This window comes from Thermodesulfitimonas autotrophica (genome assembly GCF_003815015.1).
GTDB classification, from domain to species: Bacteria; Bacillota; Desulfotomaculia; order Desulfotomaculales; family Ammonificaceae; genus Thermodesulfitimonas; species Thermodesulfitimonas autotrophica.
The window spans coordinates 562,750-575,857 of record NZ_RKRE01000001.1 but is presented as its reverse complement, the minus strand read 5'-3'; the positions used below and the strand labels follow the sequence as shown (position 1 = coordinate 575,857).

The window sequence follows — 13,108 nt, the reverse complement described above, 5'->3', positions numbered from 1 at the left end:
GGCCTCCTAATCCAAAAGTCCGTACTTCACGACGAGGGCTTCCATTTCGTCCATCGTCATCGGCTCCGGGATGACGAACATATCGTTTTCGATGATCTTGCGGGCTAGCTCTTTGTACTCCCGGGCCTGCTTGCAATCCGGGTCAAATTGGGTGACCGTCTGGCGGTTAAACTCCGCCTTCTGCACGATGTTATCCCGCGGGATGAAGTGGATCATCTGGGTCCCGATCCGCTGGCAAAATTCCTCCAGCAGTTCCCTTTCACCGTCCACGTTACGGCTGTTGCAGATGATGCCGCCCAGCCGGACGCCGCTCTGCTCGGCGTACTTTACCATGCCCCGGCAGATGTTGTTGGCGGCGTAGAGGGCCATCATCTCCCCAGAGGCCACGATGTAGATTTCTCCAGCCTTGCCTTCACGTACCGGCATGGCGAAGCCGCCGCAAACCACGTCCCCGAGCACGTCGAAGAAGATAAAGTCGAGATCCGGCGTGTAGGCGCCCAGCTCTTCCATCAGATTGATGGCCGTGATCACGCCCCGGCCGGCGCAACCGACACCAGGCTCGGGCCCTCCGGACTCGACGCACTTGATGCCGCAGAACCCGGTCTTCACCACCCGGTCGATGGTTACCGCATCTTCGCCAAGTTCCCGAAGGGTATCCATTACCGTCTCCTGCGGCTTGCCGCCGAGGATCAGGCGGGTGCAGTCGGCTTTGGGATCGCACCCGTGGATAAGTACCTTTTTGCCGAAGAAGTAGGCCAGTGCCGCTGCCGTGTTCTGCTGGGTGGTGGACTTACCGATGCCGCCTTTGCCGTAAATCGCGATTTTCCGTGTCATCTGTTTTCCCCCCGCTGAGAAGTTTTGCAAACCGCTGCTCTTAGGCTACGTACCACCGTTCACGTCCCGTTTTCGCCGTTATCACCCCCTTTAAAGCCCGGCAAAAGTAGTGGCCCGTAAACCCTTGGTTCGCGGGGCTTCCTTGCCCTCGCGCCCTTCGTCGGCTAACGGGCCACTATGCCCTTGTTCTTTTCCCAAACGCCGCCCGGCGTAAACAAAAGGCCCATACCGCTTTTCAGTCCGGTATGGGCCTCACTGCCCTTTGGTCCTCCACTGGACCCAAGTTATCGTTTCTACCTGCCACCGTCGTTTTAACCCGGCTCCTGTTTCCAACCGAAAAAAACAGGTACGAAACGAGTTCGCTCTGGTGCGCCGCTTCGCGTAACCTTTTTAAACGACACGAATTTCACCCTTAGTTTAAATCATCTTGAGAAACAACTTATCCTCAAAAAACATAACGGCACCCGCCAAACCGTTCGGGCGCCGTCACCCTGCTTTACCACACCGTAAAGCTCTTTCAACCAATACCAGGTTAATATAAAGGACAAGGTGGTGTCAATACCCTCTAAAAGGAAATACTGTATACAACAGTTCTCGCTGCCGGCGATCCGCCGGGCCAAGGAGCTACCGCAGCGGCGGGCGATGGCGGCGGCGCTACCTCCCGCCGAGCAGCCTCGCGGCTACTAGCAAGAAGACCGCTCCCAAAAGGCGCTGCAGTAACTTTTCCGGCACCCATGTTACCAGGCTGGCTCCCAAAACTGATCCGAGGGCTGCCCCCGTCGCTAACAGAAAGGCCACCCGCAGGTCAACGTTGCCGTGAGCGCTGTGGGTAATGGTGCCGAAAAGCGCCGTCGGCATTATTACGGCCAGCGAGGTTCCTACTACCACGCGCGGGTCCATGTGCATAAGGTACATCAGCGCGGGGATCATCACGATGCCCCCACCGATGCCGAAGAAGCCACTGAAAAGGCCTACCAGGATTCCTAAAGAAATTAAGCCCAGCGTCTGGAACATTATTAATCCCTCCGTAAATGGCAGGTGCGTTGCTTCAAAATTAAGCAGTTCCCGCTGTAAGCTTGCCTTGACGCTTATTCCCAGGCGGAAAAAACGGCCCTTTCCACCTGAACGATCTTCCACCGGACTGCCCCCGCCGCGCGGACCGCCGCCCCGATCTTCCGGAGGTCGGCGGTGTTTATCCCCGGGAAAAACAGGGTGTTCACCTTTACCCGCAGGCCGGCCCGGCAAGCTTCCCTAATGCCTTCTAACTGTCGGGCGATGAGCAGCCGCGCCCCTTCCCGGCCCTGATACACCTTCCCGTCCAGACTCACCCAGCGATAGAGCCGTGCCGCCACCCGCTCGTCCACTGCGTTGACCGTAACCGCCACGTGGCTTACCCCCGCCTGGGCCAGTGCCGCTGCCTTTTCCGGCAGCAGGAGCCCGTTGGTCGCCACACACTTGAGAAGGTGCGGGAAGGCTGCGTTGATCTGATGTAAAGCAGCAAAGGTATTATCTGCAGCGAGGGGTTCGGCCGGGCCCGCTACGCAGACCACCTGTACCCTGGGGTCCGCCGCCAGACGCTGCACGCGGCGCAGGGCCTCCCGGGGCGTCAGGAGCTTGCTTAGCGTGGCTTCGTCCCGGCAGCCGTTAAGGCAATCCCGGCGCCGCGAGCAGTACGTGCAGCTGATGTTGCACCGGTCCGCTACGGGTACCAGCGCGCACCGGAACCAGCGGGCGGTAGCGGGAGTGAAACACGGGTGTTCCTGGTACAACGGGACGAGCATCAGCATCACCCTTTCTTTAAAAATGCAGGTCAAAACCTAGCGCGCTGTTCGTTATCGTAAACGATAGACCACATTGTTTTCCAATCAACGGGTTAGAATACCGTTTCGCTTTAGTCCCGGTCTCAAAAGAAGCGGCCCCCGCCGTCGTACTGACAGGGGGGGCCGCTTCGCCCGTCTCGAGCGGTCGTCGCTCTAATTGGTTTAAACTGCCGCGTCGCCCTGCTCGCCGGTCCGCACGCGCACGGCGTTTTCTGCCGGGCAAACGAAGATCTTGCCGTCGCCGGCCTGTCCCGTGCGGGCGGCTGCGGCGATTACTTCGATCACCTTCTCAACCTCCTGGTCGCGCAGGACGATCTCAATCTTTACTTTCGGCAAGAGGTTGATACTGTATTCATGCCCGCGGTAAACCTCGGTCCGGCCCTTTTGCGTGCCGCAGCCCATCACCTGGGAAACGGTCATCCCGTGGATGCCGAACTTGCCTAGCGCCTCTTTGACCGCCTCCAACCGTTCGGGCCGCACAATCGCTTCGATCTTTTTCAAGGCTGATCCCTCCTCGTTTTTAACTGCTTACAGCGCCAGCCCGCGGTAGGCTTCCTCGCCGTGCTGCGTGAGGTCCAAGCCCAGCGTCTCTTCTTCATCTGCTGCCCGCAGCGGGGTAAAGAGTCCTACGACCTTCAGGATGACAAACGTCGCCAGGGCCGCAAACACCCAGGTTGCCACCACCCCTACGGCCTGGGGGCCGAGCTGCGCCGGGTTTCCGAAGAAAAGGCCGTCGGCGCCTGCCGCGTTGATCGCCTTGGAGGCAAAGAGCCCCGTGGCCAAGGCGCCCCAGGTGCCGCCGACGCCGTGCACACCGAAGGCGTCCAGCGCGTCGTCGTAACCCAACCGGGGCTTGAGCACCGCCACCGCTAAGTAGCAGATCACGCCCGCTACCAGGCCGATGACCACCGCCGGCAACGGTCCCACGAAACCGGATGCCGGGGTAATTGCCACCAAGCCCGCCACGCAGCCGCTGGCGGCGCCTAAGACCGTCGGCTTACCATGGTGCAGCCACTCTGCCAACACCCAGGAAAGCGCCGCTGCGGCCGCTGCGGTATTTGTGACCACGAAGGCGCTGGCCGCCAGGCCGTTTGCCGCCAACGCGCTACCGGCATTAAAACCGAACCAGCCGAACCACAAAAGCGCCGCACCCAGGACGGTCAGCGGGAGGTTATGGGGCAGCATCGGCTCCGCGCCGTAGCCACGGCGCCGCCCCAACACTAACGCCGCCACCAGTGCCGATACCCCGGAGCTGATGTGCACCACCGTGCCGCCGGCAAAGTCGAGCGCCCCTAAGTTTCGGAGCCAGCCGCCTACGCCCCAGACCCAGTGGGCCAGCGGGTCGTAGACGAGGGTGGTCCACAGGAGCGCGAAGGCCAAAAAGGCCGGGAAGCGCATCCGTTCCACCACTGCGCCGGAGATCAAGGCCACCGTGATGATGGCGAACATTAACTGGAAGGCCATAAACGCCTGGTGCGGAATGGTGCCCGCGTAGTCGGCGTTAGGTTCCAACCCCACGCCCTTAAGCCCTAACCAGGAGAGCCCGCCGATCACGTGACCCTGGTCCGGACCAAAGGCCAGGCTGTAACCGCAGAGCACCCACTGCACCGAAACCAGACCCAACACGATGAAGCTCAGCATAATGGTGTTCAGAACGTTCTGCTTGCGGACCATCCCCCCGTAAAAGAGGGCCAGCCCTGGCGTCATCAGCATCACCAAGGCGGTTGATGCTAACACCCAGGCCGTGTCCCCGGTATCCACTGTCGCTGTCGCGGCCCACGCGACGCCCGGAATAAGTGATAGAAAGAGAGCGAAAAGACCGGTAAACAGGAAACGCTTCATCACCTAACACCCCTTCCTTTAGATTTAAACAAGCTGTTTCATCTATCGCTTCGCTCCGGCACGGGCGGCGCCTTTCCCGTACCGGAACGTTAAAAAAGAAAGGTGCTTCGCCTTTAGGGCTACTCCGCCCTGCGAAGCACCTTCGCTTCTACCGCAAAAACAGCAAGGCGCCACAACCCCAGCGGCTCCGGCGCCCTGTTCCGGGATACACCATCGTATCCCGCCACGCTCTGAAATTGTAAAAATTAAAACAACGCTTAAGTTAATTTTATACTCGTTCGGTTATCCTGTCAACACTTTTTTGCAAAACCGACAGGGAGGGCTCTTCCAGGACCGTTTCGTAAAACGGTTCCGTCACCAGACCCGCGTAGGCACCCACGCCGTGCTCGTTAAGGTCGAGCCCTTCGAGTTCCTCCTGCGCCGAAACCCTGATGCCCACCGTTTTCTTCAAGAGATAGAAGACTGTCGCGGTTGCGGCAAAACCTAACAGCGCCACCGTGGCCACGCCGAGCGCCTGTACCCCCAAAAGGTGAAAACCGCCGCCGTAAAAGAGACCGCCCTTCTCAGCGAAAAGACCGACGGCCAGGATGCCCCAGGTACCGTTGACTCCATGCACCGCAATTGCGCCTACCGGGTCGTCGGCGTGGAGCCGGTCGAAGAAACCGACGGCCACCACCACCAATACTCCAGCCACGAGGCCGATTAAAACCGCCGCGGGCGGCGCCACGTAGGCGCACCCGCCGGTGATCGCCACCAAACCGGCTAAGGCGCCGTTCATCGCCATCGAGGGGTCGGGCTTACCCCATTTGGCCAGCGTGAAAAGCATACTCGCCGTGCCCCCGGCCGCCGCCGCTAAGTTAGTGGTAAGCGCGATCCGGGCGATATTCATATCCAGCCCCGAAAGGGAGCTGCCGGGGTTGAAACCGAACCAGCCCAGCCACAGGATGAAGGTGCCCAAAAAGGCGAGGTGCAGGTTGTGCGCCGGGATCACGTTTACGCTACCGTCGGGGTTGTACTTACCCTGCCGTGGCCCCAGGACCCAGACCGCCGCCAGGGCGCTGAAGCCGCCGAGGGCGTGGACCACCGCCGAACCGGCGAAGTCAAGCATTCCCAGCCGGCTGAGCCAGCCGCCGCCCCATACCCAGTGCCCCGCTAAGGGGTAGATGATCCCCGTGAGGAGCGCCGTAAAAATGATATAGGGGGCGAACCGCATCCGCTCCGCCACCGCACCGGAGACGATGGAGGCCGCCGCCACCGCGAAGGCGGCCTGGAAGAGCCAGTAGGCGTAAAGGGGGATCCCAAGCTTAAGGTGGCCGAGATTCCCGCTCAGGAAAAAGCCGTTTGTACCGATGAGTCCGGCCCGGTCGAGCCCGTACATCAGCCCGAAGCCGCAGACGTAAAAGACCAGCATCCCAACGGTCGTATCGGTAAAAACCTTCATCACGATGTTGAGGGAGTTCTTCGCCCGGATGAACCCTGCTTCCAGAAAGGCGAATCCGGCCTCCATAAAAAAGACTAACGCCGCACACAGGAGCACCCATACCGTGTTGATTCCCGTAGCCAAAAGATTAGCGTTCAAATCCCTTTCCCCCTTAAAAATCCCTTTTCAAAAAAGAAAAACGCCCGACGGAGGGTGGTGTAACCCTCTAACGGGCGTCTTTGCCCTTGTGGTCTGCAGCGACCATTAAAATTTTTTTCGGCTCGTTGGACCTAAGCCGCCAGCGTCAATCTGCCTTGAAGCTTCCTAAACCGGCACGCGGCTAAACGGCGGCGTCGCCGGTTTCCCCGGTGCGGATGCGGATGGCGTTTTCCACCGGGTAGATGAAAATCTTACCGTCCCCGATTTCGCCCGTCCGCGCCGTTTCCGTGATGACCCGCACCACCTCCTCCACTTGCCCGTCCGGAAGAACCACCTCGATCTTCACCTTCGGCAGAAGATTAATGCTGTACTCGTGGCCGCGGTAAACCTCGGTCCTGCCCCTTTGCAGGCCGCAGCCCATCACCTGGGAGACGGTCATTCCGTGAATACCGTACCGACCCAAAGCGTCCTTTACCGCTTCGAGCTTTCCCGAACGGATAATCGCTTCGATCTTCCGCACCAGATCACCCCTTTCCTTACTCCTGTTTTTTACCGCGATTCTGGTAAAATTTTTGCGCGGTGATGATCGCCTCGGCAATCGTCCGCATACTGGTACGCCGCTCCATGCTCTCCCGCTGCATCTTCCGGTAGGCCTCCTGTTCCGAGAGGCCTAACGTCTCCATCAGGATGCCCTTAGCGCGCTCCACCAACTTCCGGCTCTGGAGCTGATCTTGCAGGCGAGTTATCTCCTGCTCCAGAGCAGCAAACTTTGCAAAGTTTGCTTCGGCGAGCAGCGCTGCCAGGTAAAGATCGGTTTCGTTCGGGGGCTTACTCACCGCGGCGAGCACCGCCTGAGACTTCAAGAGTTCCTCGCCCCACCGGTTAGCCGGCGAAAGGAGAAGAAGAACCGGTGCCAGACGGTCCTGGCTGATGACGTCCATCAGTTGAGAAAGGTTCATCTCCGCAAGCTCGTCGTCCACCACAATCAAATCAGGCTGTCGCGCCCGAACGAGCCGGAGCGCTTCTGGCCCGGTTCTCGTCTCGCCGACGACCACCCAGCCCCAGGCGCGGAAGAGATCCTGGAGGCGCTGGCGCAAAGCCTTATTGCTGCAAATCAGCATCACGGTCATCGAAGCCTATCAGCCCCGGAAAATAAAAATACTCAGAGACATATCTCCCCCTGAGCGCCGTTGCTCCCTTGCCCCTGTTCAGTTTCTATTACCAGTCTAAACATGAAGATGCCTGGTTGTCAATGCTTTTGGGGTTTTCATTTCATGCACCTTTCGTGCGATCGTTCATAAGGGTGAAGGGAGCCAACATAAGTTTGAAGTAACGTAAACCGGAAACATCACGGCAAAGGCGCGCCGGAAACCGTTCCCGGTGCGCGTCTTTTCCGCGCCTTTTCCATGGGAAGCCACCCGATTGCAGGCTAAGTATCAGGGAGGTAAAAGTCCATGTGCGGGATATGCGGCTGGGTTGACTGGGAAGAGGACCTGACGTGTCAGAAACAGATCGTCGAAGCAATGAGCCGGACCCTCTCCCCACGGGGTCCCGACGCTGCGGGAACGTGGCTTTCACCGCGGGCGGCTATTGCTCACCGGCGCCTGGTTGTCGTTGACCCGGTAGGCGGGGGCCAGCCAATGATCCGCAGCCGGGGTGACCGGAAATACGTGATTACTTACAACGGGGAACTTTACAACACGCCCGATTTACAGCGAGAACTCAAGGCACGCGGTTACAGCTTTCAGGGTTACTCCGATACCGAGGCTCTGCTCTTCGCTTTTATGGAATGGGGGCCGGACTGCCTTGAGCGCCTTAACGGTATTTTCGCCTTCGCTGTTTGGGACGAAGAGGAGGAGAGCCTTTTTCTGGCGCGGGACCGCTTGGGCGTCAAACCGCTCTTCTACACCCGGCGGGGGAGCGCTTTTCTGTTTGCTTCGGAGCTCAAGGCGCTACTCGCTCATCCTTTAGTTGAGCCGGCAGTAGATGCCGAAGGGCTGGCGGAGGTCTTTCTTATGGGGCCAGGACGGACGCCGGGGCACGGGGTTTTCCGGGGTATTGAGGAGCTAAAACCCGGGCACTGGCTCCGTTACGACCGGCAGGGGACTACGGTGCGCCGGTACTGGGCGCTTGAAAGCCGGCCGCACACCGATGACTTCAAGACTACAACAGCCAAGGTCCGCTGGCTCCTTGAAGATACTGTCGCGCGGCAATTGGTAGCGGACGTGCCGGTCTGCACCCTGCTTTCGGGGGGGATAGATTCCAGTGCCGTGACTGCTTTTGCTGCGGCCTTCTTTCGGAGGAAGGGGCGGGGACCGGTTCGCACCTATTCGGTAGACTATGTGGGCAACGAAGACCACTTCCAACCCACCGAGTTTGAACCCAGCGCCGACGGGCCTTGGGCCCAGCGCATGGCGGCCTACCTCGGCACTGAGCACCGGGTGGTAAGGATTGGCGTCACAGAGTTGGCCGATGCGCTAACGCCGGCCGTGCATGCCCGCGACCTGCCGGGAATGGCTGATGTCGATTCCTCGCTTTACCTTTTCTCCCGCGCGATTAGAACACGGGATACCGTTGCTCTTTCGGGTGAGGCGGCAGACGAAATCTTTGGCGGCTACCCCTGGTTCCGCCGCGAAGAAGATATCTGGGCTTCTACATTCCCCTGGATGCGGAACCTTGAGTTAAGGGTAGGTTTGTTATCGCCCGAGGTAGCCCGCTATATCCGCCCGCAAGAATATATTTCGGCCCGCTACCAGGAAGCCCTGGCGGAGGTGCCCCGGCTTCCGGGCGAAGACCCCAACGCCGCTCGCCGCCGCGAAATCTCTTACCTGAGTATTACCCGGTTTATGCCCGTTTTACTGGACCGGAAAGACAGAATGAGCATGGCTTTTGGCCTCGAAGTGCGGGTACCGTACTGCGACCACCGGCTGGTGGAGTACGTGTGGAATATTCCGTGGGAGATGAAATTCTGTAACCAAACCGAAAAGGCTGTTTTGCGCCACGCGCTACGCGGGGTTCTGCCTGATGAGGTGTTGTGGCGGCGCAAGAGCCCTTACCCCAAAACGCATAACCCGGCTTACACGGCCATAGTGCGGAAGCGACTGCGCCGCATCTTAGACGATCCTGGTTCGCCACTGCGGCCGCTTCTTAATTTGTCTGCCGTGCGGGCTCTCGCTACAACGGGTGGTATGGCCAGCGGTATTCCCTGGTTCGGACAGTTGATGACCGGCCCGCAACTTATGGCCTATCTTATACAGGTGGACGTGTGGCTGCGGGCGTACCGCGTTGTGATTCAGTAAGGAACAAATTGTAGCCTTTCGGGTTTTCGCCGTTACTCGTCTTCCCGTAGCCACGGCGTGACGGGTTTTTTCACGCGTCTTAAGCCCCCGGGACGGGGTGAGTCGCCGTTGAAGCGCGGAATAACGTGCAGGTGCACGTGGCCGATCGCTTGCCCCGCGCAAGCACCCACGTTCACCCCGACATTGTAGCCGTCGGGATGATACCGTTCATCGAGGATTTTCTTTACCTCTGTCACGAGCCGGTGAAGCGCCATCACTTCTTCTTCTGTGGCTTCGAAATAAGAAGCGTAGTGACGCCGGGGGATCACGAGCGTGTGCCCGGGATTGACCGGGTACTTGTCAAATATGGCTACCGCCAATTCGTTCGCCGCGATAATGGCGTCAGGCGGCAGGTGGCAAAAGATACACTTTTCCATAAGGCAACCTCCCTGAAAATAGCTTTTGCCAAACGCACGGTTCAGGTTAAAAGGGCGGCAACGATGCCTACCAGAAAAATGCCGTCAAAAACGCCCGCCCCGCCGATACTGAGGACCAGCGCGCCCATCTCGCGGAAGCGGGACCAGTTCAAGATGTCGGCACCGAGAAGTGTACCCCAGACGCCGGAAATGTAGGCCACCGGTGCCGGGTTGTCCCGGGATAGGAGAAGCGCGGCCACGGCGGCCACAAGGGGCGGGATGAATGCCGGCAAGATGATACCTACTCCAGGTACCGGGCGGGCTAAGCCTTTGGCTACAGCGGCCACGACCACAGTAGCCATCAACGTAGCCAAAAGCGGGGCCCGGCCCAGGAGATATAGGCTGAAGAGTCCGGGAAGGATGGCGCCGCCTAAGTTCACCGCGATTACCTGCTCCCGCACGCGCGGCGGGTAATAAAAGAAAAACGGGAGTCCGAAAATTGGCCCTTCTTCAACGATGATCGGCTGCCGGGAAACAGGGATGTTGATTATCCCGCCGATGAGACAAAGGCTGAAGAAAAGCACCGCTCCCTGCGGGGAAAGCCCAAGCTTGGTGAGGGAAAAAGCGGCCACCTGGAAGTAGAAGAAAAAGAAGAGGACCGGGAGCAACAGGAGAAATAGAAGGGGTAGAAAACAGCCCACGGCTAAAACCGCCTTTCATTTTCGCTATATTGCTGAAGTTTAGTTTTCGCCTTTTGCGAATGCTTTTCCTTTTAAGGCGGAAGTAAATTTTCTCGGTATACCTATCAAGAGGAGAGCTGGGGTCTAAAAAGTAAGCCCCCTTCATAAACCTTATAGAGTGGAAAGAGGCCTTCTAACAGTAAAACCAGGTGCCAACGGCGCCACGCAGAATTCGGTGGCGCTTTTTTATGCGCGGCAACCGTTAGACTTCTTTAAGGAGGCGAAGGCGGGTGAAACAGGGAAAACTGCGCCAGATGTTTCCAGGAGGCAATACGGCGGCCGGTTTTTACTCTTACTACGACCAGATCATCGGCCCGGACGCCACGCGCATCTTCATAATCAAGGGCGGGCCTGGGACCGGCAAGTCAACCTTTATACGGAAAATCGGGGAAGAGATGTTGGCACGCGGGTTCGACGTTGAATTCATGTGCTCTTCGTCCGATAACGGATCGCTTACTGGCGTGGTTATCCCGGCAATCCGGGTGGCCCTCATCGACGGTACGGCGCCGCATGGCGTCGAGCCAAAGAACCCGGGTGCGGTAGACGAGATCGTTCATCTGGGTGATTTCTGGGATGAGGCCAAGCTGCGGGCGCATAAGGAGGAGATTCTCGCGACCAACCGGCGGATAAGCCGGCTTTTCGGGATTGCCTACGCGCAGCTACGGGAGGCGGCGGTCATCAGGGACGAGCTCGAAAGCTATATCAGCGTAAGTATGGATTTCGTTAAAGTGAACGAGGTTTTGCGGGAGACGGCGCGGGCGATTTTCAAAGGCGCACCCGTCCAGCACGAGCATTTCCCGCAGGTGCGGCGGCTCTTTGCGTCGGCCATCTCTCCCGATGGCGTGGTTCACCATCTGGAGACGCTGCTTCAGGACCTAAAGACGCTCTATGTAATTCAGGGACCGCCCGGATCGGGCCGGAGCACCTTCCTGGCGCGGCTGGTGGAGGCGGCCGTGATCCGCGGTCTGGGTACGGAGGTTTTTCACTGCGCTTTTCTACCGCGAGAAATCGACCTTTTCATCATCCCTGATCTTAAGGTTGCGGTGCTGAAGGAGGTTCCGGAGGTGGGCTTTGTGCCGCCGGAGCAGTTGGCGGTGCGAAGGGTAAACCTTGAGGGATATTCCCAGCCCCGGCGCCTTACCGCCTACGCAGCCGAAATAGCCCACGCCCGGCGCCGCTTCAGCGAGGCGCTGGGACGTGCCGTCCACTATCTGCACCAGGCGAAGCTCACCCATGATTATTTAGAGGAGTTTTATACCGGGGCGATGGACTTCGCGCGGGTTGAAGCGCGGCGCCAGGAGATCCTGAACCGGATTTTCCGTTACGCCGCGGAAAACGAGACGTAAGCCCGGCCGGTTTTTGCTGGTGCATCACACCCCCTGACGGAGCCCCGCCCGGCAAAGCTGTTTTGGCGCCCGGTGAGGAGGATATTTTGCTTGGGGTCGAAATATTATTTATGAGACAGCTTGGACATGGCAGCGCTTATTCTATCGAGAAGGAGCCTTTATGGAGCCTCTTTTCTTGGGAGCGTTTGAGATTGCCCTGATCGATCTGGTTTTAGCGGGCGACAACGCCTGCGTTATCGCCATGGCGGTGCGCCGGCTGCGTGGGCGCCAGCGTTTTGCCGGGATTGTCCTTGGGGCAGCGGCGGCGGTAATTTTGCGCGTTAGCCTCACCTTCGTGGCGTCGAAGCTGATCCTGCTCTCGTTCCTCAAGCTGATCGGTGGATTGCTCGTCCTCTGGATTGCGGTTAAGCTCTTGCGCGAGAACGCGGCCTGCGAGGTGGATGGCAGGGAAGCAGGCAGCCTGGTCGAGGCGGTCAGACTCATCGTGGTTGCCGATTTTGTGATGAGTACCGATAACGTGCTCGCGATTGCCGCGGTAGCTAGAGGTAATTTACCGCTGCTTCTTTTCGGGTTGGGGTTGAGTATTCCTTTAGTGGTGTGCGGGTCGAGTTTTCTCTGCCTTCTCATGGACCGCTTCCCGGTGACGGCCTACATTGCGGCGGCTATCCTGGGTAAGGTAGGCGGGGAGCTCATGGTGACGGACCCGTTTGTCTGGCAATTCTACCGGGTCCCACACGAAATGGAGCTCGCCGTGGAGTTGCTTTGTGCGGTGGGCGTGATTATTGTGGCGCAGTGGCAAAACCGGCGGCGCGCGCGGACAAAGACGATAAGCTGGTCTGCCCCCACTAGACGGGCAAAATCGGGAGTTTCCGCCTGGCGGCGCCATTGAGGTTAGAGCAAAACGATTATAAAGGGACGGCGTGCCTTGACGGTTGTTTCTTTACCGGGTTATAATAGAAAACGGGTCGGGGCGTAGCTCAGTTTGGCTAGAGCGCTACCTTGGGGTGGTAGAGGCCGCAGGTTCAAGTCCTGTCGCTCCGACCAGGAATATCAAGGCTTCGTCGGACCGGAGCCTAACCACAAAAACTGGATAAGTTCCCCTGCTCGTTTTACAGTTCTATCACCTTCCGAGAAGTGTTATGAACTCGTCCGCTACCTCCACTTCGGCGATCTCATATCCAGGCGGCAGCCCCTGCTCCCTACGCGTTTCGATGGAAAGCGCAATCGCCTCTTTTCTTTGATCGGCCAGATGT

The 13,108-nt window shown here is 58.8% G+C and carries 13 protein-coding genes and 1 tRNA gene; 4 read left to right on the top strand and 10 right to left on the bottom strand.

The window, feature by feature from the left end:
- Positions 1–6: 6 nt before the first annotated feature.
- From nifH to EDD75_RS02890, 8 genes are all read right to left on the bottom strand, one after another.
- On the bottom strand, positions 7–834 hold the full coding sequence (nifH, locus tag EDD75_RS02925) for a nitrogenase iron protein (RefSeq protein ID WP_123927773.1): 828 nt from the start codon (positions 832–834) through the stop codon (positions 7–9).
- 654 nt (positions 835–1,488) lie between these two features.
- Positions 1,489–1,848 (bottom strand): sulfite exporter TauE/SafE family protein, encoded by a 360-nt coding sequence (locus tag EDD75_RS02920; RefSeq protein ID WP_123927770.1) that lies wholly within the window; start codon positions 1,846–1,848, stop codon positions 1,489–1,491.
- 74 nt (positions 1,849–1,922) lie between these two features.
- A complete protein-coding gene (locus EDD75_RS02915) occupies positions 1,923–2,615 on the bottom strand; it encodes a radical SAM protein (RefSeq protein WP_170157679.1) in 693 nt (230 codons plus the stop codon).
- Positions 2,616–2,816: 201 nt separating this feature from the next.
- Complete coding sequence (locus EDD75_RS02910) at positions 2,817–3,155, bottom strand: P-II family nitrogen regulator (protein WP_123927765.1); 339 nt, start codon at positions 3,153–3,155, stop codon at positions 2,817–2,819.
- 27 nt (positions 3,156–3,182) lie between these two features.
- Positions 3,183–4,496, bottom strand: coding sequence for an ammonium transporter (locus EDD75_RS02905; RefSeq protein WP_123927762.1), 1,314 nt, complete (start codon positions 4,494–4,496; stop codon positions 3,183–3,185).
- 268 nt (positions 4,497–4,764) lie between these two features.
- The gene (locus tag EDD75_RS02900) at positions 4,765–6,075 is read right to left on the bottom strand and encodes an ammonium transporter (protein ID WP_123927759.1); all 1,311 of its coding nucleotides are present in this window, start codon (positions 6,073–6,075) and stop codon (positions 4,765–4,767) included.
- A gap of 181 nt (positions 6,076–6,256) precedes the next feature.
- Entirely contained in the window at positions 6,257–6,595 is a 339-nt protein-coding gene (locus EDD75_RS02895; RefSeq protein ID WP_123927756.1) for a P-II family nitrogen regulator, read from the bottom strand.
- A gap of 16 nt (positions 6,596–6,611) precedes the next feature.
- A complete protein-coding gene (locus tag EDD75_RS02890) occupies positions 6,612–7,205 on the bottom strand; it encodes an ANTAR domain-containing response regulator (RefSeq protein ID WP_123927753.1) in 594 nt (197 codons plus the stop codon).
- A 324-nt stretch (positions 7,206–7,529) separates the two neighbouring features.
- On the opposite strand from EDD75_RS02890, the gene asnB reads away from it, so the two are divergent.
- Entirely contained in the window at positions 7,530–9,374 is a 1,845-nt protein-coding gene (asnB, locus tag EDD75_RS02885; RefSeq protein WP_123927750.1) for an asparagine synthase (glutamine-hydrolyzing), read from the top strand.
- A gap of 32 nt (positions 9,375–9,406) precedes the next feature.
- Here the strand turns inward: asnB and EDD75_RS02880 are convergent, their stop codons facing one another.
- Both EDD75_RS02880 and EDD75_RS02875 read right to left on the bottom strand, forming a co-directional pair.
- Positions 9,407–9,790, bottom strand: a complete 384-nt coding sequence (locus EDD75_RS02880; protein ID WP_123927747.1) for an HIT family protein — start codon at positions 9,788–9,790, stop codon at positions 9,407–9,409.
- Positions 9,791–9,831: 41 nt separating this feature from the next.
- The gene (locus tag EDD75_RS02875) at positions 9,832–10,470 is read right to left on the bottom strand and encodes a DUF1614 domain-containing protein (protein ID WP_123927744.1); all 639 of its coding nucleotides are present in this window, start codon (positions 10,468–10,470) and stop codon (positions 9,832–9,834) included.
- A 269-nt stretch (positions 10,471–10,739) separates the two neighbouring features.
- Here EDD75_RS02875 and EDD75_RS02870 point away from each other — a divergent pair, with 269 nt between their 5' ends.
- From EDD75_RS02870 to EDD75_RS02860, 3 genes are all read left to right on the top strand, one after another.
- Positions 10,740–11,855 (top strand): PRK06851 family protein, encoded by a 1,116-nt coding sequence (locus tag EDD75_RS02870; protein WP_123927741.1) that lies wholly within the window; start codon positions 10,740–10,742, stop codon positions 11,853–11,855.
- 160 nt (positions 11,856–12,015) lie between these two features.
- The gene (locus EDD75_RS02865; RefSeq protein WP_123927738.1) at positions 12,016–12,744 is read left to right on the top strand and encodes a YjbE family putative metal transport protein; all 729 of its coding nucleotides are present in this window, start codon (positions 12,016–12,018) and stop codon (positions 12,742–12,744) included.
- Positions 12,745–12,821: 77 nt separating this feature from the next.
- Positions 12,822–12,899: transfer RNA gene (locus EDD75_RS02860), tRNA-Pro, on the top strand.
- The last annotated feature ends 209 nt before the right edge of the window (positions 12,900–13,108 follow it).